General features: G+C 61.0%; 14 protein-coding genes and 1 pseudogene. 9 read left to right on the forward strand and 6 right to left on the reverse strand.

The genetic code is table 11. The features are described from left to right. Positions 1-78 precede the first annotated feature (78 nt). Entirely contained in the window at positions 79-1,470 is a 1,392-nt protein-coding gene (locus EIO64_RS11875; protein ID WP_036631364.1) for an MATE family efflux transporter, read from the forward strand. Positions 1,471-1,522: 52 nt separating this feature from the next. Here the strand turns inward: EIO64_RS11875 and EIO64_RS11880 are convergent, their stop codons facing one another. The 5 genes and pseudogenes from EIO64_RS11880 to EIO64_RS11900 all read right to left on the reverse strand — a co-directional run bounded on the left by EIO64_RS11880 (position 1,523) and on the right by EIO64_RS11900 (position 7,029). Next, on the reverse strand, positions 1,523-2,224 hold the full coding sequence (locus tag EIO64_RS11880; RefSeq protein ID WP_119310445.1) for a M23 family metallopeptidase: 702 nt from the start codon (positions 2,222-2,224) through the stop codon (positions 1,523-1,525). A gap of 108 nt (positions 2,225-2,332) precedes the next feature. After that, positions 2,333-3,849 (reverse strand): annotated as a pseudogene (gene gpmI, locus EIO64_RS11885) (2,3-bisphosphoglycerate-independent phosphoglycerate mutase). Between the two features lie 47 nt (positions 3,850-3,896). Next, positions 3,897-4,670 carry a triose-phosphate isomerase gene (tpiA, locus tag EIO64_RS11890; protein WP_021748680.1) on the reverse strand — a complete coding sequence of 258 codons (774 nt, stop codon included), beginning with the start codon at positions 4,668-4,670 and terminating at the stop codon, positions 3,897-3,899. Between the two features lie 446 nt (positions 4,671-5,116). Continuing rightward, positions 5,117-6,310 carry a phosphoglycerate kinase gene (locus tag EIO64_RS11895; protein WP_119310446.1) on the reverse strand — a complete coding sequence of 398 codons (1,194 nt, stop codon included), beginning with the start codon at positions 6,308-6,310 and terminating at the stop codon, positions 5,117-5,119. A gap of 227 nt (positions 6,311-6,537) precedes the next feature. Beyond that, the gene (locus EIO64_RS11900) at positions 6,538-7,029 is read right to left on the reverse strand and encodes a tRNA (cytidine(34)-2'-O)-methyltransferase (RefSeq protein WP_119310447.1); all 492 of its coding nucleotides are present in this window, start codon (positions 7,027-7,029) and stop codon (positions 6,538-6,540) included. A 75-nt stretch (positions 7,030-7,104) separates the two neighbouring features. On the opposite strand from EIO64_RS11900, the gene EIO64_RS11905 reads away from it, so the two are divergent. The 8 genes from EIO64_RS11905 (at position 7,105) to EIO64_RS11940 (ending at position 17,521) form a co-directional block, all read left to right on the forward strand. After that, on the forward strand, positions 7,105-7,416 hold the full coding sequence (locus EIO64_RS11905) for a hypothetical protein (protein ID WP_145985041.1): 312 nt from the start codon (positions 7,105-7,107) through the stop codon (positions 7,414-7,416). A gap of 38 nt (positions 7,417-7,454) precedes the next feature. Continuing rightward, a complete protein-coding gene (locus EIO64_RS11910) occupies positions 7,455-8,471 on the forward strand; it encodes a glucosamine-1-phosphate N-acetyltransferase (RefSeq protein ID WP_249390665.1) in 1,017 nt (338 codons plus the stop codon). A 73-nt stretch (positions 8,472-8,544) separates the two neighbouring features. Beyond that, on the forward strand, positions 8,545-9,504 hold the full coding sequence (locus EIO64_RS11915; RefSeq protein ID WP_021748686.1) for a ribose-phosphate pyrophosphokinase: 960 nt from the start codon (positions 8,545-8,547) through the stop codon (positions 9,502-9,504). A 102-nt stretch (positions 9,505-9,606) separates the two neighbouring features. Beyond that, positions 9,607-10,194, forward strand: a complete 588-nt coding sequence (gene pth / locus EIO64_RS11920) for an aminoacyl-tRNA hydrolase (protein WP_136891393.1) — start codon at positions 9,607-9,609, stop codon at positions 10,192-10,194. 268 nt (positions 10,195-10,462) lie between these two features. Then, positions 10,463-13,987, forward strand: a complete 3,525-nt coding sequence (gene mfd, locus EIO64_RS11925) for a transcription-repair coupling factor (protein ID WP_119310448.1) — start codon at positions 10,463-10,465, stop codon at positions 13,985-13,987. A 115-nt stretch (positions 13,988-14,102) separates the two neighbouring features. Continuing rightward, entirely contained in the window at positions 14,103-15,182 is a 1,080-nt protein-coding gene (locus EIO64_RS11930; RefSeq protein ID WP_119310449.1) for a peptidylprolyl isomerase, read from the forward strand. A gap of 292 nt (positions 15,183-15,474) precedes the next feature. Continuing rightward, positions 15,475-16,731 carry an acetyl-CoA C-acetyltransferase gene (locus tag EIO64_RS11935; protein WP_021751364.1) on the forward strand — a complete coding sequence of 419 codons (1,257 nt, stop codon included), beginning with the start codon at positions 15,475-15,477 and terminating at the stop codon, positions 16,729-16,731. Positions 16,732-17,311: 580 nt separating this feature from the next. Beyond that, the gene (locus EIO64_RS11940) at positions 17,312-17,521 is read left to right on the forward strand and encodes a helix-turn-helix domain-containing protein (protein ID WP_136891394.1); all 210 of its coding nucleotides are present in this window, start codon (positions 17,312-17,314) and stop codon (positions 17,519-17,521) included. A 72-nt stretch (positions 17,522-17,593) separates the two neighbouring features. Here the strand turns inward: EIO64_RS11940 and EIO64_RS11945 are convergent, their stop codons facing one another. Continuing rightward, the gene (locus tag EIO64_RS11945; protein WP_136891395.1) at positions 17,594-19,477 is read right to left on the reverse strand and encodes a coiled-coil domain-containing protein; all 1,884 of its coding nucleotides are present in this window, start codon (positions 19,475-19,477) and stop codon (positions 17,594-17,596) included. Positions 19,478-19,682 lie beyond the last annotated feature (205 nt).

Raw genomic sequence — 19,682 nt, forward strand, 5'->3', positions numbered from 1 at the left:
GAAATCAAAATATGAGACGTGGCGCGGGGTGGTCTCCGTGTCACGTCTCTCTGAATGAGAAAGGATGTTGGAATTTCCATGGCAGAAAAATTCCCCCAGGGCGCGGCGCCCCAGGAGAACAAGATGGGCGTGCTGCCCATCGGACGGCTGCTGACCAACATGGCGGTCCCCATGATGATCTCCATGCTGGTCCAGGCCTGCTACAATGTGGTGGACAGCGTGTTCGTGGCACAGATCAGCGAGGATGCCCTGAATGCCGTGTCCCTGGCCTTCCCCCTGCAGAACCTGATGATCGCCTTCGGCGCAGGCACCGCTGTGGGCATCAACGCGCTCCTCTCCCGGTCCCTGGGAGAGAAGAATCAGGCCATGGCGGACCGGGCTGCCAACACGGGCATCTTTCTGGCCCTGTGCAATTTCGCGCTATTCGCCCTGATCGGCATCTTCTTCTCCCGGACCTTCTTTGAGCTGCAGGCCGGGGGAGAACAGGTGATTATCGACTACGGCGTGGATTACGCCTCCATCTGCCTGGGCTGCTCCATCGGTATTTTCAGCCAGTTCTGCTTTGAGCGGTTGCTGCAGTCCACCGGCCGCACGTTCCTGGCCATGTGCACCCAGCTTACCGGCGCCCTCATCAACATCGTGCTGGACCCCATCCTGATCTTCGGCTGGTTCGGCCTGCCCCGGATGGAGGTGGCCGGCGCCGCCATTGCCACGGTGGCAGGGCAGATTGTGGCTGCCGCCGCTGCCCTGGTGCTGAACCTCAAATGCAATCCGGACATCCACATCCTGCCCCGGGAGATCCGCTGGCACGGCAAGGTGGCGGCGGAGATCTACCGGGTGGGCTTCCCCTCCATCGTCATGCAGTCCATCGGCTCCGCCATGGTGTTCGGCATGAACAAGATCCTCTTCTCCTTCACCAAGACGGCCACCGCCGTGTTCGGCGCATACTTCAAGCTTCAGAGCTTCGTCTTCATGCCGGTGTTCGGCCTGAACAACGGCATGGTGCCCATCGTCAGCTATAACTACGGCGCCGCCAGCCTGCCCCGGGTGAAGCGGACCATCAAGCTGACCATCTGCACCGCCATGGCCATCATGGCTGTGGGATGCCTGATTTTCCAGCTCTTCCCCCAGCAGCTGCTGATGTTCTTCAACGCCTCGGAGGAGATGCTCTCCATCGGCTCCGTGGCTCTGCGGATCATCTCCGTGTCCTTCGTGCTGGCGGGCTTCGACATCATTGCCGGTTCCGTGTGTCAGGCTATCGGCAACCCGCTGTACAGTCTGATTACCTCTGTGTGCCGCCAGCTGGTGGTGCTGCTGCCGGTGGCATGGCTGTTGTCCCACACCGGCGTCCTGACGCTGGTGTGGCTGGCCTTCCCCATCTCCGAACTGGTGTCCCTGGTACTGAGCGCTATCTTCCTGCGCCGGACCATGCGGGCCGTTGCCGAGCGGATCGGCAGCCGGGCGGCCTGACTCCAGAGAAAAGCAGCGGCGGAACGGCCTTTGCCGTTCCGCCGCTGCTGCGTCAGCTGTTGAGAAATGCGTCCGGGTCCACAGCTTCCCCATCCTTTGCAACGGAGAAGTGCAGGTGGGCGCCCTGGGCGGCCTCCGCCGCGGCGGTGGTTCCCACTGCGCCGATGGTCTGCCCGGCGGACACCGTGTCGCCCGTCTCCACGGCGGGCTCCGCCTGGAGATTGGCATAGGTGGTCTCATAGCCGCCGCTGTGCTGGATCACCACGGTGGTGCCCATCAGGGGATCGTCGGTGATGGAGGAGACCGTCCCGGCGCAGGCGGCCAGGACGGCATCGCCTTCCGCCGCGGCGATATCCACCCCGTCGTGGGTCCGCCAGTCGTCCAGCGTCTCATTGTACAGCAGCTGGTCCACGGAGAATGCCGTCAGCACCTCTCCCTGGATGGGCAGGACCACCACATGGGGCTCCTCTGCCACCACGGGCGTGTCATCCACCGGGATGGTCACCTCCGGCATGACGACGGGCTCCGTCTCCTCCTCCGGTTCCTCCGGAGGCACGGTCTCCACCACCGGTTCGTGCTCCGGCAGGTCCTCCACCGGTGCGGAGGCTGCCGTGTCCGGGCCGGTGGGCGCTTCCGTCTGGGCCGGTTCCCCAAACAGCAGAAAGTAGCCGCCCACGCCCACCGCCAGGACGCACAGGGCCAGGACCGCGTAAAAGCCTGGCCCGCCCAGCAGGGATTTGACTTTATTTGCCATGTATCATACCTCCCTCGATCTTGGGTCTGAGGGAAGTATGGGCAGGATTTCCAGGAATTATACAAAAAGAGACCGCTGGAAAGCGGTCTCTTTTCTCTCAGAAATTGGTCACTTCACGATCAGCGTCTTGCCGTCCATCTCCTCTGGACAGGCCAGGCCCATCACGTCCAGCATGGTGGGGGCAATGTCCGCCAAGCGGCCGTTGGGGCGCAGCTCGGTCCCCGCGCCGCAGAGAATGAAAGGTACGGGATTGGTGGTATGGGCGGTCATAGGGCTGCCATCCGGCTCCGCCATCTGCTCGGCGTTGCCGTGGTCGGCGGTGATCATGGCGATGCCGCCCATCTTCAGTGTGGCGTCCACCACCCGGCCCACGCAGCTGTCTACGGTCTCCACGGCCTTCACCGCCGCGTCATAGACGCCGGTGTGGCCCACCATGTCGCAGTTGGCAAAGTTCAGAATGATCACGTCATAGGCGCCGGACTCAATGCGCTCCACGCACTTGTCCGTCACCTCCGCCGCGCTCATCTCCGGCTGCTTGTCGTAGGTGGCCACCTTGGGGGAGGGCACCAGTACCCGGTCCTCACCGGGAAAGACAGTCTCGGACCCGCCGTTGAAGAAGAAGGTCACATGGGCGTACTTCTCCGTCTCCGCGATCCGCAGCTGGGTCATGCCCATCTGGCTGAGATACTCCCCCAGGCCATTGCGCACCGTCACCCGGGGAAGGCCACCTCCACATTGGGCATGGAGGCGTCGTACTCTGTGTTGCACACGAAGGTCACGGGGAAAAACTGGCGGGTGAAGCCGTCGAACTCCGGGTCCACCAGGGTCCGGGTGATCTCCCGGGCCCGGTCGGGCCGGAAGTTGAAGAAGATCACGCTGTCATTGTCGGAGATGGTGCCCTCGGCATCACAGACCACGGGTTCCACGAATTCGTCGGTGACGCCCCGGTCATAGGACTCCCGTACCGCGGCCACCGGGTCTGGATTCTGCACGGCGCCCTCGCCGTACACCATGGCGTCGTAAGCCGCCTCCACCCGGTCCCAGCGCTTGTCCCGGTCCATGGCATAGTACCGGCCCATGACCGTGGCGATCTTGCCCACGCCGATCTCCCGGCACTGTGCCACGGTCTGCGCCACAAAGTCTGCGCCGGAGGTGGGGGATACGTCCCGCCCATCCAGAAAGGCGTGGAGATACACATGCTCCAGGCCCCTTCGCTTCGCCAGCCGCAGCAGGGCGAACAGGTGCTCCAGGTGGGAGTGGACGCCGCCGTCGGACAGCAGGCCCATCAGGTGCAGGGACGTGCCCTTCTCCAGGCAGGCGTCCATGGCGTGCCGGTAGGCGGGATTTTCATCAAAGCTCCCGTCGGCAATGGCTTTGGTGATCCGGGGCAGGTCCTGGAACACCACCCGGCCGGCGCCGATGTTGGTGTGGCCCACCTCGCTGTTGCCCATCTGCCCGTCCGGCAGGCCCACGTCCAGGCCGGAGGCCCGGAGCGTGGTGTGGGCATACTCCCGGAAAAACTGGTCCAGCCGGGGCGTGGCGGCGGCGCGGATGGCGTTGCCCTCCGTCTCCTGCCGCAGGCCGAAGCCGTCCATGATGATGAGGGTTGTTGGTGTTTTGTTCATTGAAATCTCGTCTCGCTCGCTTTCTCACAAAACCGCTCTGCCGGAGCTCACTCCTGGTTGGCTGCGTTGATGATGTCCACGAACTGGTCGGGCTTCAGGGCGGCACCGCCGATCAGGCCGCCGTCGATGTCCGGCTGGGCCAGCAGCTCCGCCGCGTTCTTGGGGTTCATGGAGCCGCCGTACTGGATGGTGACGCTGCGGGCCACCCGGGCGCCGTACAGGCTGCGGATGGTGGCACGGATGTTGGTGCAGACCTCGCCGGCCTGCTCGGCAGTTGCGGTCTTGCCGGTACCGATGGCCCAGATGGGCTCATAGGCGATGATGCAGCGGCGCAGCTTGTCGGCGGGCACGCCGTACAGGGCGCTCTTCACCTGAAGGGCAATCCACTCGTCGGTGATGCCGGTCTCCCGCTGCTCCAGGCTCTCGCCCACGCAGATGATGGGGTTCATGCCGGCGTTCAGCACGGCGTGGACCTTCTTGTTGACGGTGGTATCGGTCTCGCAGAAATACTGCCGCCGCTCGCTGTGGCCCACGATGACGTACTTCACGCCCAGATCCTTCAGCATGTCGGCGGAGATCTCGCCGGTGTAAGCGCCCTTCTCCTCAAAGTACACGTTCTCGGCGCCCACGGAGATCCGCAGGTCCTTGAACGCCTTGGCGGCGGTCTGAATGTTGCAGGCAGGGACACAGATCAGGGTGTCGCACCACTTGGCCCGGGGCATGATCTTCTTCAGTTCCTCGGCGAATTTCTTCGTCTCAGTGGCGGTCATGTTCATTTTCCAGTTTCCGGCGATAACCGTTTTGCGATATCTGCGATTCATGGTGATCTCTTCTCCTTTATGTCTTCATCTATCCGCAATCGCGTTCTCCGCGATCTGATGCGCAGGTTTTGGCCGTTTCCAGGGCATTTTCCCCGAAAGGCCCTTTTTTTTATACAGAATTCCAGCCCGTTTGTCAAGTCAAATGAAGCGCGTTTGGGGACGGATTCGGCGCGGCCGCCGCAAGCGGCCGCAACATTCAAATTCATTTTCGCCTCAGGGCGTGCGTGGCGAAAATACTTTGCCTCAGCCGCCCTGGGCGGTGTCACCAGTCCGCAGATTGGTGAGGAGGAATGTAAAGGGGGGACACAGTCCCCCTCTTTAAGCATCCGGGAGGCAGGCCACGCGGGGCAGCTCTTTGCCCTCCAAAAATTCCAGCGGCGCGATTGACGGCTCCGGGAGGAACCGGGAAACGCAATGCCGCAACGGTGGATCGGCGGCACAGCAGCTTACTGATCAAGGAGGCAGGCCACGCCGGGCAGTTCCTTACCCTCCAGGAATTCCAGGGAGGCCCCGCCGCCGGTGGAGATGTGGGTCATCTTGTCGGCGTAGCCCAGCTGCTCCACAGCCGCCGCGCTGTCGCCGCCGCCGATGATGGTGATGGCGTCCGTACGGCTCAGGGCCTCGGCCACAGCCTCAGTGCCCTTGGCGAAGGCCGGGAACTCAAAGACGCCCATGGGGCCGTTCCAGATGACGGTGCCCGCGTCCGCCACGGCGCCGCAGTACAGCTTCACCGTCTCCGGACCGATATCCAGGCCCTGCCAGCCGTCGGGGATCTCCCCGGCCTTCACCACCTGACTCTTGGCGTCGGGGGCGAAGGCGTCCGCGCAGACGGTGTCCACCGGCAGCAGCAGCTTTACGCCCTTCTCCTTTGCCTTCTCCACCATCTCATTGGCGTAGCTCTCCCAGTCGGCCTCCAGCAGGCTGTCGCCCACCTTGCCGCCCTGGGCGGCGGAGAACGTATAGGCCATGCCGCCGCCGATGATGATGGTATCGGCGATGTTCAGCAGGTTGTTGATGACGCCGATCTTGGAGGAGACCTTGCTGCCGCCTAAGATGGCCACCAGGGGCCGCTTGGGATCGGCGATGGCACCGCCCAGGAACTCCAGCTCCTTCTGGATCAGGAAGCCGGAGACGGCGGGCAGGTACGCCGCCACGCCGGCGGTGGAGGCGTGGGCCCGGTGCACGGCACCGAAGGCGTCGGACACATACAGATCCGCCATGTCGGCCAGCTTCCTGGCCAACTCCGGGTCGTTCTTGGTCTCGCCGGGCTCGAAGCGGGTGTTCTCCAGCAGCAGGATCTGTCCCGGCTGCAGGGCGGCCGCCTTGGTTTGGGCGTCGGGGCCCACTACGTCATGGGCGAAGATCACTTCCCGGCCCAGCAGCTCGCTGAGGCGCTTCGCCACCGGGGCTAGGCTCAGCTTGGGGTCGGGGCCGTTCTTGGGCTTGCCCAGGTGGGAGCAGGCGATGACCGCCGCCCCATTCTCCAGCAGATACTGGATGGTGGGCAGCGCCGCCACGATGCGCTTGTCGCTGGTGATGGCGCCGGTCTCTTTGTCCTGGGGGACGTTGAAGTCGCAGCGGAGCAGGACCTTTTTGCCCCGTACCTCCACATCCCGGACCGTCTTTTTATGGGTATTCATCTGAGATGTCCTCCTATCTGATCTCGTTCCATTGGATTCCTCATGATTCATTCCAACGCAGCCGAAGCCGCAGAGGCGTTCGGCGGCGGTGTCAGCGCGTTCAGGGACTAGTATGGACCGAAGGATGGAAATTCACCCCCGGCCGCCCCCCCTGCAATGCAAGGCCGCTCCGCGCCCTGCAAAAGCAGCCGGGCCTCCCCAGCGGAATCGGCGCCGCCCGGCGGGGCTCAGCCCCAGGCCATCTCGCCGGTTCCCAGCAGGCCCGGAAACCCGTTCTGCCGCAGCGCCTCGTAGACGCAGACGGCCACGGTGTTGCTCAGGTTCAGGCTGCGGGCCTCGCTGACCATGGGCAGGCGGACGCAGCGGTCCCGGTACCGCTCCCGGAGAGCCAGAGGCAGTCCGGCGGTCTCCTTGCCGAAGAACAGCCAGCTGTCGGCGGTGAACCGGGCCTCCTGATAGGACCGGGGCGCCTTGGTGGTGGTGAGCCACAGGTCCCGCTCCGCCTCGGGGCGGCGGCGGAAAAAGTCCTCCAGATTCTCGTAATCAAAAACCTCCACCAGGTTCCAGTAGTCCAGGCCAGCGCGGCGGACGGCCTTCTCCGAGATGTCGAAGCCCAGGGGGCGGATCAGGTGCAGCTGGCTGCCGGTGGCGGCGCAGGTGCGGGCGACATTGCCGCAGTTCTGTGGGATCTCCGGCTCCACCAGTACGATATGAAGCATAGACAGCTGTCCCCCTCTTTTCATGCAGTCAAAACACATTGTACCGCGTCGCCCCGGCAAATTCAACTGTAATGTGTGAAGAAAACCGGATTTTTAGAAAAAATCACGACAAATCCGGCTGGATTTCTGCAAAATGCCGGAAATGACAGAAGGAGGGGGCGCCGCAGGAGCGGATCTGTTGTCTCCCACAAAAAAACGTCCCTGTACAAGAAAAATCTGGAGGAAATTTCTTTTATAAATTCGCCGGAAATACTGGATTTTCCCAAGATATTTGTTATAATAAAAAATACGAACGAACAAGGAGGAGAAAACCCATGGATTTTCCGCAGCGCGCCGTGTTTTTTCTGGAAGAGGACTCCTCCCTCCCGGCGCACTCCAAACCGCTGATGCTGGAAGCCGTGTTATTTTGCCCGATCCTAAAATGGATGAGTGACAAGCTGTTGGCCGACGGCGTGCAGCGGTTTTTTGCTGTCTCCAGCCCCCGCTTTGCCCAGGAGGTCCGCGCCTGCTTCCCGGAGGACGCAGACGTGACCATCTCTGAGCAGCACAGCGAGCTGCTGGACTTTTTGAACACGCCGGACCCGGTGGCCGTGTTTGTCCGGGCCGCCCTTCCCATGGAGGAGGCGGGCCCCGGCTTTGTCTACGGCGCCGCCGGCTACGAGCTCCAGGCGGTCTGGCAGGAGAAGATGACCAATGCCGTCTCCGCGGCGGAGCTGATCCCCGGCTGGGTGCCGGTTTTCAGTCTGGAGACCGTGGCCGAGCTGGAGCCCCTGCTCCGGGAGCGGATCGTCCGGCGGCACATCCGCGCCGGCGTCCGGGTGCTGGACCCGAACGCGGTGTATATCGACCCCCGGGTCACCATCGGCCGGGGGACCATGCTCCTGCCCGGCACCATCCTGCGGGGGGAGACCGCCGTCGGCTGCGGCTGCACCATCGGTCCCAATGCCGTGGTGCGGGATTGCGTCATCGGCGATGAGACAGAGATCAATGCCTCCCAGGTGAACGAGAGCACCATCGGCAGCCGCACCCACGTGGGGCCCTTTGCCTACGTGCGCCCCGGCTGCGCCATCGGGGATGACATCAAGGTGGGCGACTTTGTGGAGGTGAAGAACTCCGCCATCGGTGACGGCACCAAAATCTCCCACCTGACCTATGTGGGGGACAGCGACGTGGGCCGCAAGGTCAACTTCGGCTGCGGCACCGTCACCACCAACTATGACGGCGTGAAGAAGTACCGCTGCACCATTGAGGACGGCGCCTTCATCGGCTGCAACACCAATCTGGTGGCGCCGGTGACTGTGGGCGCGGGTTCCTATATCGCGGCGGGTGCCACCATCACCAAGGATGTGCCCGCGGACGCGCTGGCCGTGGCCAGGGCCAAGCAGGAGAACAAGGAGGGGTGGGCCAAACGGCGGCGGAAGCTGTACGGGCAGGAGCACTGATGCTCCTTCGGCTGATCGATCCTACTGACAGAAACCAAGAACATTCAGAACATAGAAAGAGGGCGTTCAAACAATGATTTCTCACGGCAAGGACATCAAGGTGTTTTCCGGCAACGCGAATCCGAAGCTGGCGGAGGAGATCTGCAAGTTGATGGGAACCAAACTGGGCGAGGCGGAGGTCGGTACCTTCTCCGACGGGGAGATCTTCGTCTCCCTGTACGAGACGGTCCGCGGCAGCGACGTGTTCGTGGTCCAGTCCACCTGCACCCCGGTGAACAACAATCTCATGGAGCTGCTCATCATGATCGACGCACTGAAGCGCGCCTCCGCCGGCCGCATCACCGCGGTCATCCCCTACTACGGCTATGCCCGGCAGGACCGCAAGGCCAAGGCCCGTGACCCCATCACCGCCAAGCTGGTGGCCAACATGCTCACCGCCGCGGGCGCGGACCGGGTGCTGACCATGGACCTGCACGCCTCCCAGATCCAGGGCTTCTTCGACATTCCTGTGGACAATCTGGCGGGCAACCCCATCTTTGTGGACTACTACGCCAAGAAGTACGGCTCCGAGTGCGAGAACATGATGGTGGTCTCTCCCGACGTGGGCTCTGTGTCCCGGGCCCGGGCCTTTGCCCAGAAGCTGCACATGAATCTGGCCATCGTGGACAAGCGCCGGCAGAAGGCCAACAGCTGCGAGGTCATGAACGTCATCGGCGACGTGCGGGACAAGGACTGCATCCTCTTCGACGACATGGTGGACACCGGCGGCAGCCTGTGCAACGCCGCCAAGGCCCTGATCGAGGTGGGCGGCGCCAAGAGCGTCCAGGCCTGCGCCTCCCACGGCGTGCTCTCCGGCCCGGCCATTGACCGGATCAACGACAGCGTCATCACCGAGCTGGCCCTGCTGGACACCATCCCCGCCATTGATCCCAAAAAGAGCAGCAAGATCAAATACCTGCAGGTGGCCCCCATGTTTGCAGAGGCCATCGAGCGTATCTACCAGGAGATCTCCATCTCCAAGCTGTTCCGCTGAGAAGCGGCGGAGCTCCGGCATTTCTGCGTATCAATAATGGACTGGTCAAGGCGGGGAAGGGAACTTTCCCGCCTTGGCTGACGTTGCAAAGGAGTTTTTTTCATGCTGTTAGGCGCCAAATCCGCCGCCGTGGACTGGCTGGTGGTGGGCCTGGGAAATCCCGGGGCCAAGTATGAGCACACCCGCCACAACATGGGCTTTCTCACCGTGGACCTGCTGGCGGAGCAGGCGGGGGTGAAGCTGAACAAGGTCAAGTTCAAATCCGCCTATAACATCATCCCCTTCGCCGGGTCCAAGTGCCTGGTGATGAAGCCCCAGACGTATATGAACCTCTCCGGCGAGGCGGTGCGGGAGGCAGTGCAGTTCTACAAGATCCCTGCCGACCACGTGCTGGTGATCTATGACGATGTGTCATTGCCGGTGGGGAAGCTGCGGGTGCGGCCCACCGGCTCCGCTGGGGGGCACAACGGCATCAAGAACATCATTGCCCACCTGGGGACCCAGGACTTCCCCCGGATCAAGATCGGCACCGGCGCGCCGGGCGAAGGGGGCGACATGATCGACTGGGTCATCGGCGTGCCCTCCCAGGCGGAGCGGAAGGTGTTGGTGGAGAGCTTCCGCCGGGCCATCGACGCGGCGGAATGTATCATTGAACATGGCTGTCAGAAGGCCATGAATGACTTCAATTGAATGAGGGCCGTCCAATAGGGCGGCTCGCCGCGCCTCTTTTTGCCGCCGGGCATGGCGCCCGGTAAAGGGGAATACACTAAGGACGGATCCATTTTCCCGGATCGTGCCGGTGGATATGACCTGGGTGGGAGAATCATGTCCATCCGCTTTACAGCCCCTGCCTCCAAACAGGCGCCGGGCGGAGAACGCCCACCGGGCCATGCGCCCGGAAGCGGCCCGGCGCCCAGAGAGTCTTCCCAATTTTTCATGTTGACAAGGACCACATCCTATGGAACAGTTTCTGAGACAATTGCAGACTATCCCCGAGGCGGCGGAGCTGATCCGCCGGGTGGAGGAGGGCGGCTGTCCCGCGGCGGTCAGCGGCCTCCAGCCGGTGCAGCGGGCCTGCGTGGGCGCGGCGGTGGCGGCAGCCTGCGGCCGTCCGGCGGTGTTCCTCTGCGGGGACGAGCGGGAGGTCCAGGTCCTCTCCGCTGATCTGGAGACCCTGACGGGCCGCCGCCCCGTGACCCTGCTTGGCCGGGAGTGGCAGTTCCGCCCCGGGGCCGTGGGTTCTCGGGACTGGGAGCGGAGCCGTCTGGCGGCGCTGTACGCCCTGGCCCAGGGGGACGCGCCGGTGGTGGTGGCCACCGCGGACGGCCTCATGGCCCGGACCCTGCCGCCGGAGACCCTGCGGTCCCTGGCCATCACCCTGGAGGTGGGGGGGCAGGCAGAGCTGGGCGCGCTGGCGGAGCAACTGCTCTCCGCCGGGTATACCCGGTGCGAGCAGGTGGAGGGCGTGGGCCAGTTCGCCCTGCGGGGCGGCATTCTGGACGTGTTCTCTCCCCTGATGGACCAGCCGGTGCGGTGCGAGTTTTTTGACGATGAGATCGACTCCATGGGCGCCTTCGACCCCGGCACCCAGCGGCGGACCCGGAACGTGTCCTCCGCCCGGATCCTGCCGGCGGCGGAGGTGCTGCCCCACTGCGCCCCCGGAGGCCTGCCCGGTCTTGCGGACCAGCTGACCGCCCTGGCGGAGAAGCTGGCGAAAAAGCAGAAGACGGAGGCCATCGTCCAGACGTTGCGGGAGGACGCGGAGCGGCTGCGCAGCGGCGCGGCCCCGGGGGCGGCGGACCGGTATCTGGCAGCCATCTATCCGACTGTCACCGCCGGGGTCCACTACCTGCCTCCGGACGCGGTGGTGTTCCTCAGTGAGAGCGGCCGGGTGGACGAGCGGGTGAAGAACACGGTCCTCCAGCAGAAGCAGGACGTGGAGGCGCTGCTGTCCGCCGGGGTGCTGGCGGGGGAGTACGCCCATCTGACCCTCACCGCCGAGGAACTGTACGCCGCGCTGGAGGACTTCCCCGTGATCCTGGAGGACTCTCTGCCCACCTCCCGGCACCCCCTGCGGCCCCGGGGCCTCCTGACCATGAATGCCAAACAGCTCAGCTCCTACGGCGGCAGCCTGGAGACCGCCGTCACGGATCTGGAGCACTACCGCTCCTCCGGCAGCGCGGTGCTGGTGCTCTGCGGTGGGGAGACCCGGGCGAAGAATCTCCACCGGCTGCTGGAGGAGAAGGGCATCCCGGCCACCCTGGATCTAAGCGGCGCCGCCATGCCTGCGGCGGGGGAGGTGCGCCTCTCCCTGGGGGCCCTGTCCGCTGGCAGCGAGTGGCCGGCGCTGAAGCTGGCGGTGCTGACAGAGGGCCAGCTGACGGCCCCGGCCATGCGCAAGCGCCAGCGGGTGAAGAAGGACTCCAACCGGCAGAAGCTCCAGTCCTACACCGACCTGTCCCCCGGAGACCTGGTGGTCCATGAGCACCACGGCGTGGGCCGGTTCGTGGGCATCCAGCGGATGCCGGTGGACGGCGTGGAGAAGGACTACATCAAGATCGACTACGCCGGCGGGGACTGCCTGTACGTCCCCGTGACCCAGCTGGATCTGGTGAGCAAGTACATCGGCGGAGGCGAGGACACCGAGCGCACCAAGCTCAATAAGCTGGGGGGCGCCGAGTGGACCCGGCAGAAAACCAAGGCCAAGAAGGCCGCCAAGGATCTGGCCAGGGGCCTCATCGCGCTGTATGCCGAGCGGCAGAAGCGGCCGGGCTTCGCCTTCTCCCCGGACTCCCCCTGGCAGCGGGAATTTGAGGAGTCCTTTGACTACACCGAAACCGACGACCAGCTGCGGTGCATCGCGGAGATCAAGGCGGACATGGAGAAGCCACGGCCTATGGACCGGCTGCTATGCGGCGACGTGGGCTACGGCAAGACGGAGGTGGCACTCCGGGCCGTGATGAAGTGCATCCTGGACGGGAAACAGGCCGCCATCCTGGTGCCTACCACCGTCCTGGCCCAGCAGCATTACGCCACCGCTGTCAGCCGGTTCCGGGACTTTCCGGTGAAGATCGAGGTGCTGTCCCGCTTCACCCCCGCCAGGGAGCAGAAGCGGATCCTGGAGGCCGCCAAAAACGGCGGCGTGGACCTGCTGATCGGCACGCACAAGCTGCTGCAGAAGAGCATGGCGTTCAAAGACCTGGGCCTGCTGGTGATCGACGAGGAACAGCGGTTCGGCGTCACCCACAAGGAGCGGCTGAAGGAGATGAGCCGCCAGGTGGACGTGCTGACCCTCTCCGCCACTCCGATCCCCCGGACGCTGAACATGGCACTTTCGGGCCTGCGGGACATGTCCACCCTGGAGGAGCCCCCGGCGGACCGGCAGCCGGTGCAGACCTATGTGCTGGAGCACGACTGGGCCATCATTGAGGATGCCGTCCGCCGGGAGCTGGGCCGGGGCGGCCAGGTATACTACCTCCACAACCGGGTGGAGAGCATCGACGCCACCGCCGCCCGGCTCCAGAAGATGCTGGGGCCGGAGGTCCGTATCGTCACCGGCCACGGGAAGATGACGGAGCAGGAGCTGTCCTCCGTCATGCAGGCCATGGTGGACGGGGAGGCGGACATCCTGGTCTGCACCACCATCATCGAGACCGGCATCGACATCCCCAACGTGAACACGCTCATCATCGAGGACGCGGACAAGATGGGGCTGGCCCAGCTCCACCAGATCCGGGGCCGCATCGGCCGCAGCGCCCGGCGGGCCTACGCCTATCTCACCTACCGCCGGGGCAAGGTGCTGCAGGAGACCGCCGCCAAGCGGTTGGCGGCCATCCGGGAGTATGTGGAGTTCGGCTCTGGCTTCAAGATCGCCATGCGGGACCTGGAGATCCGGGGCGCGGGGAACCTGCTGGGGCCGGAGCAGTCTGGGTATCTCATGAGCGTAGGCTACGACCTGTACCTGAAGCTGCTGGAGGAGGCCGTCCTGGAGGAGCGTGGCGAGGAGAAGCGGATCGAGACGGAGTGTGCCGCCGACCTGACGGTGAACGCCCATATCCCGGACCGGTACGTCCCCTCGGCGGAACAGCGGATGGACCTGTACCGCCGCATCGCCGCCATCCGCACGGACGAGGACGCCTCGGATCTGCTGGACGAGATGCTGGACCGCTACGGCGAGGCGCCCAAGTCCGTTCTGGCCCTGCTGGACGTGGCCCTGCTGCGTTCTGCCGCGGCCAAGGCCGGCGTGTCCGATATCTCCCAGAAGGGCAGCCTCCTGCGGCTGCAGCTGGGAGTGTTCCACCCACAGGCCCTGGTGGCGGTGTGCGGCCACGCCAAGTACCGCCAGCGGCTGACGCTGGCGGCGGGGGAGATCCCTGCCCTCACCCTGAAGCTCAAGCCCGGGGAGGATGTGCTGGAGGCCGCCCGGGACCTGGTGGAGGACCTGAAGCTGGCCGCGGAGGAGGCCGCGGGCGGGACCCCGTAAGTTTCATCATGTTTTTGCCATGCCCCGCATAGGATGGTGGCGGTGGGACGTCCCCCGCCTGTCCTGTGCGGGGCGTTTCCACGGAATCTGCGAGGAATGACAAAGGAGAACCGTGATGAAACGATGCATCGCTTTTTGCCTGGCCCTGGGGGCCGCCATCTCTCTCACCGCCTGCGGGGGCGGAGACACAGAGGGGGGACTTCTCTGCGAGGCGTCCGGCATCCGTCCGGACACTGTGCTGCTGTCCGTGGACGGGCGGGACGTGTCCGCCCAGCGATACCTCTACTGGCTGGCCTACGCCTGCGACTACATTGCCGACTACTACGACAGCGGGGAGGGGATCCAGTGGGGGGACACTGTCTCCGGCCAGAGCCTGGAGGATTACGCCAAGGACCAGGCGCTGCAGAACGCCGCCCTGTACGCCACAGTGGAGACCTGGGCGGAGGATTACGGCTGCACCCTCACCGACGAGGACCGGACTGCCATGGACCGGGAGTGGGCGGCCCGGGCGGCCCAGTACGGCGGGGAGGAGGCCTATCTGGCCGTGCTGGCCCGCATGGGGCTGGACCGGGCGGAAGCGGAGGCCATCTCCGGGGACTACTATCTCTACGAGCACCTGTACGACCTCTACTGCACGGAGGGCAGCGAGCTGGCCCCCGCGGAGCATGACCTGGAGACCTTTGCCCAGGAGCAGGGCTACCTCACCGTGGACCACATCTGGCTCTCCACCGCCGCCGCGGACCCGGCGGACGCGGAGGCCGTGGCCGCCTGCCGGGCCAGGGCGGAGGAGGCCTTTTCCAAGCTGAACGGCAGCGCGGACCCTGCCCATGACTTTGCTGTCCTGGCCGCCACTTACAGCGATGAGACGGACCGGGACCAGCATCCGTCCGGATACACCTTCACTGTGGGGGACGGCACGCTGCCCGCCGCCTGCGAGGAGGCGGCCCAGGCCCTGGAGGAGGGCCAGTTCAGCGGCGTGGTGGAGGCGGATGACGGCTTCTACCTGATTCTGCGCAAGCACGTGGACCTGGAGGCCGTGGCCCCGGACTACTTCGACGCCCTGCTCCAGGCTGCGGCGGACAGCGCGGACATCTCCACCACCCGCACCTATGCGGACCTGGATGTGAGCCGGTTTTACGACGAGCTCATCGCCGCCCGGGCGGAGCTGGATGCCTCCGGCGGAGAGGTTGCCTGATGGGTGTTTGTGCCAATTTTGGCAAAATGACGAAATTCGCAGAGGTTTTGATAAAGTTTTAACAAATTTTCGAATTTCACAGAAATTTGCATTGACGGGGCAGGAAAAACCCAGTATAATCAAATCAGCAAGCGGTTGGTGTATGAGCATTTGTCAAAAATTTGGCAATCATGTTTTTCTTTTGACAAACTCTCGCCGCCACCCTCAACTTGTGATTGGCGTCTGCGGCAGCGCCTGACGAAGAGCCGTCGGAGCTGCCAATCCCATATTTTTATAAAAACGGAGGAAGATCATGAAAGAGCTCTATGTTGTGAATTGCTGCAGAACCGCGATTGGTTCCTTCGGCGGCGCGCTGAAGAACACCCCTGCCGTCGATCTGGGTGCCATCGTCATCAAAGAGGCTCTGAACCGTGCCGGCGTGAAGCCCGAGCAGGTGGATGAGGTCATGTTTGGCTGCATCCTGACCGCCGCCCAGGGCCAGAACGTGGCCCGCCAGGCCTCCATCAAGGCCGGCATCCCCTATTCCGTCCCCGCTTACACCGTGGGCATGGTCTGCGGCTCCGGCATGAAGTCCATGATCGAGGGCGCCCGCTCCATCCTGGCCGGCGACGCCGACGTGGTTGTCTGCGGCGGCACTGAGAACATGAGCGCCGCTCCCTACGCCGTTCCCACCGGCCGCTACGGCGCCCGGATGGGTCACACCCAGATGATCGACACCATGATCAAGGACGGCCTGTGGGACGCCTACAACAACTATCACATGGGCACCACCGCTGAGAACATCGCGGACATCTGGGGCATCACCCGCAAGGAGATGGACGAGTTCGCCGCCTCCTCCCAGCAGAAGACCGAGGCCGCCCAGAAGGCTGGCAAGTTCGAGGCTGAGATCGTCCCCGTGCCCGTGAAGGTCAAGAAGGACATCGTGGAGTTCAAGGTGGACGAGTTCCCCCGTGCCGGCGTGACCGCCGAGGGCATCTCCAAGCTGAAGGGCGCCTTCCCCGTGGGCCCCGAGTCCCCCAATCCCCAGGTGGTCCACACCTTTGAGCCCACCGGCATCCAGGAGACCGACGACAAGGGTCAGCAGCGCGTGACTGCCGCCAACGCCTCCGGCATCAACGACGGCGCCGCCGCACTGGTGCTGGCCTCCGGTGAGGCTGTGGAGAAGTACGGCCTGAAGCCCATGGCCAAGCTGATCGGCTGGGGCCAGGGCGGCGTGGATCCCAAGATCATGGGCGTCGGCCCCGTGCCCGCCTCCCGTCAGGCCATGACCAAGGCCGGCGTGACCATCGACGATATCGACCTGGTGGAGGCCAACGAGGCGTTCGCCGCCCAGTCCATCGCCGTGGCCCGTGAGCTGGGCTTTGACATGAGCAAGGTCAACGTCAACGGCGGCGCCATCTCCCTGGGCCACCCCGTCGGCGCGTCCGGTGCCCGGATCATCGTGACCCTGCTGCACGAGATGCAGAAGCGGCCCGAGGCCAAGAAGGGCCTGGCTACTCTGTGCATCGGCGGCGGCATGGGCGTTGCCACCGTGTTCGAGAAGTGCTGAATTGATCTTCCGGCAGAGCACCGTCTCCGCTGGATGTGAAAAGGCGTCCCCGGCCATTAGCCGGGGGCGCCTCTTTTTTTGTGCCGGGAAGCGGCGTGCCGCAGGGCCGCCATCCAGCAGAACGGCAGGAGGACGAGGGTATAAAAGCGCCTGGAGGCGGCCTGAGAGGATGCCCCAGCAGTTTGCGGATCGCACATCAGCCGGAGTTTTTGCAGGGACCGCGCTATGAAAGGCACCTGGCAGCCGCTGGAATGCGGTGGAACGGATAAGAAGGCCGCTGTAAGCCGAAAACTGGCTTACAGCGGCTGACTTGGCACCCCTGACCAGACTCTAACTGGTGGCCTACCGCTTAGGAGTACGGCGTACCATTTCGTAAATTGTTCATATCATATCTTCCCGTGTTGTTTCTTCGCAAATTGTGCTGCCTGGAGGCAGGTCAATTTGCACAAATTCCCCTGAAATATGCTGCCTTACAACGGCTTTTCAAATGTCGTATTAGCAAGGTATTAGCAGGAACCCCTTGTGACAGAGGGCTTCCAGGGGCCGTTTGAAAATGCTATTAGCAAGGGAGGATCATTTTATGAGCACCAACGAAAAAGGGATGCCCCAAAGCAGAACATACACCGTGAATGACATCGCAGCCATTCTCGGTATCGGCCGCGCCTCGGCCTATAAACTAGCCAACTCCGGAGCGTTCAAGACAATCCGCATCGGCAACATGATTCGCATCTCCAGAAAGTCCTTTGAGGATTGGCTAAAGGCAGAGGGGCTGGACGACGAAACGGAATAAGTGCTTAAACTGCCGCAGGCTGTTAGTCTGCGGCAATTTAATATAGTAGACAATTTAAAAGGACCTGGTTTTTTAGCTTTGCAGTATTGAAATATCTGCAGAAAATCTATCAAGTTTTGCGCTTTCTTGATGTAACTCTCTGCGAGCCGCTCTTAATTTTTCTTCTATGAGTGCAAGTTTTTCTTCGGCACTCTCTTTTTGGCGCACAGCATATTCCACCTTTTCCGCTGAATAGCGCCGCAAATTCGCTTGGCGGTTAAACAGTGCTTTTCTCGCTTTTGATATTAGAGAAAGAATTTTGATTTCGTCTTTATTCCAAATCGTCAAAATTATTATGAATATTGAAATTACAGCCGTAATAATGCCTAATACTTCAGAATAATTTGTGCCAATGTAAACTGCAAGTCCTATTGCTATTAACGATGCTATTGTTATTATTATTTTTAACCCTAAAATTTGTTTGTTGACAGACTTATCAATTGCATCTTTTACCTGATCTTGTTCACTCAGAAATTCAGAAACATCTTCTATCTCTTTCTTTACGTCCGTTCTATCTTTCTCTAATACCTCAACATTCCGCTGGCACTCAAAAATAATCCTTTGTTGTTTAGCTTTTGCAAGTTCAAACTCTGCCGTTTCGTTTTTCCTTGTTAAATTATCAATTTCTTCTTGGCGCGATATGCTTCCTTCCGTATATGCACTCTGACGAATTTCCTTTAGAATTTCTAGCGGTGTGGAGTCTATAATCTTATCAGAAGCATTTGCCGTTAGTTTTCCGAGAATTCTTTGAGCAACAGGGCTAACTTTCAAGAAATAGCATTGCTCCGGAGTAATATCACCTTTTTTCTCCAACTTTATTAGCGCATCATTTAATTTTTTTGTAACATCATTAGAAGGTCGAAATGCAGCATATGCAGCAGAAACCAGCCGGGGCCTATTAATCGAAGATAGTGTAGACGGGCTATTAAACCAGACAAGAGTTCCCCATTTAATGTCGGTCATAACGGTTGGTATAAAGAAATCCTTTGATCCAGCAAATTCTAGAGAAATCTTATATCCAACCCGTGCCAATGATCTATTTCCGGTGATAAAAATGTTTTTGACCTCATTTAGATGATACGGAACAACTGTATTGTTTTTATGTTGAGTAAAGAAAATGGATTTAGCATCTTGGTTAATACTATAATCCTTATCATCAATTTGGACATCAGGGTTCGATTCTTTGTATTCCGAGACAATCATTTCTTTAATAATTGCTTCTGTCGGAGTCTGTATATCTTCCACTTTGGGATATGGCATATTGTCTATAACGATATTAAAATCTTCTTTTAAGCGAGTTCGTACATTACAAGAGAACTCATCAATTTCATCTATGCTCCACTGATTGCGTACAAAGAAATAAGTTGCTTCAGAAGAAAGCGTTGCATCATAATTGGGATTGTTAATCCACGACTTTGAACCTTCGATGATGCCGATCATTTCGCTAACGGTATGATCATATACCTTGACATGCATGCCTAGTTTTTGGATATTTCTGACAAATAGTTCATAGCTATCAGCACGGTCAGAGCTATCAATACCAAATAGCTTAAACAGTAAGCCAGTATCCAAATACACACATGCGTCCTTAGCTGTATAAGATTGAGGAGATTCACAATATGCAAAGACTTCCGACAATGCTAGGCCAATGGTATAATCGTTCAAATAGTCCAAAATGTCGGCCTGACCTGTTTCTTCACAATGGACCAAAAAAGCTGCAAACAAATAATCGTCTTTGACTTCTCTTAACACCCTTCTATCTACTTTAGTTTTAATGCCATATCGCTCAATAAATGCAAGTATTTTGTCACCCATATCTTCATCAGAAGAATAGATGTTATACTCTTGTTGCAAAAAAACTTTGAATCGAGCAAGGATTTCTCGATATTTTTGGTCTGTTTTTTCAACAATATCCATAAAGTCCTCTTCATCAATATGGGCATAGTCAGGGACAAACTGATGTATAGAGGAATTATATGTTAGAAACCCAAAGTTAATACATGTAGAAAGAATTGTTTGCATTGGATGATAGGGAACTGAAAAGCCATAATAGGCTTTGAAATCTTTACATAGAGTGTCTATATCGCATGTTTTGTATCTATTTCTCTGTATGAGAGCCGCA

This window comes from Dysosmobacter welbionis (assembly GCF_005121165.3).
GTDB lineage: Bacteria > Bacillota > Clostridia > Oscillospirales > Oscillospiraceae > Oscillibacter > Oscillibacter welbionis.

What these genes read in the sequence shown, in the direction of transcription:
- EIO64_RS11875 (WP_036631364.1), top strand. Translation starts at nt 79, where the DNA reads ATGGCAGAAAAATTCCCCCAGGGCGCGGCGCCCCAGGAGAACAAGATG.
- EIO64_RS11880 (WP_119310445.1), bottom strand. Translation starts at nt 2,224, where the DNA reads ATGGCAAATAAAGTCAAATCCCTGCTGGGCGGGCCAGGCTTTTACGCG.
- tpiA (WP_021748680.1), bottom strand. Translation starts at nt 4,670, where the DNA reads ATGAATCGCAGATATCGCAAAACGGTTATCGCCGGAAACTGGAAAATG.
- EIO64_RS11895 (WP_119310446.1), bottom strand. Translation starts at nt 6,310, where the DNA reads ATGAATACCCATAAAAAGACGGTCCGGGATGTGGAGGTACGGGGCAAA.
- EIO64_RS11900 (WP_119310447.1), bottom strand. Translation starts at nt 7,029, where the DNA reads ATGCTTCATATCGTACTGGTGGAGCCGGAGATCCCACAGAACTGCGGC.
- EIO64_RS11910 (WP_249390665.1), top strand. Translation starts at nt 7,455, where the DNA reads ATGAGTGACAAGCTGTTGGCCGACGGCGTGCAGCGGTTTTTTGCTGTC.
- EIO64_RS11915 (WP_021748686.1), top strand. Translation starts at nt 8,545, where the DNA reads ATGATTTCTCACGGCAAGGACATCAAGGTGTTTTCCGGCAACGCGAAT.
- pth (WP_136891393.1), top strand. Translation starts at nt 9,607, where the DNA reads ATGCTGTTAGGCGCCAAATCCGCCGCCGTGGACTGGCTGGTGGTGGGC.
- mfd (WP_119310448.1), top strand. Translation starts at nt 10,463, where the DNA reads ATGGAACAGTTTCTGAGACAATTGCAGACTATCCCCGAGGCGGCGGAG.
- EIO64_RS11930 (WP_119310449.1), top strand. Translation starts at nt 14,103, where the DNA reads ATGAAACGATGCATCGCTTTTTGCCTGGCCCTGGGGGCCGCCATCTCT.
- EIO64_RS11935 (WP_021751364.1), top strand. Translation starts at nt 15,475, where the DNA reads ATGAAAGAGCTCTATGTTGTGAATTGCTGCAGAACCGCGATTGGTTCC.
- EIO64_RS11940 (WP_136891394.1), top strand. Translation starts at nt 17,312, where the DNA reads ATGAGCACCAACGAAAAAGGGATGCCCCAAAGCAGAACATACACCGTG.
- EIO64_RS11945 (WP_136891395.1), bottom strand. Translation starts at nt 19,477, where the DNA reads ATGGATATTGTTGAAAAAACAGACCAAAAATATCGAGAAATCCTTGCT.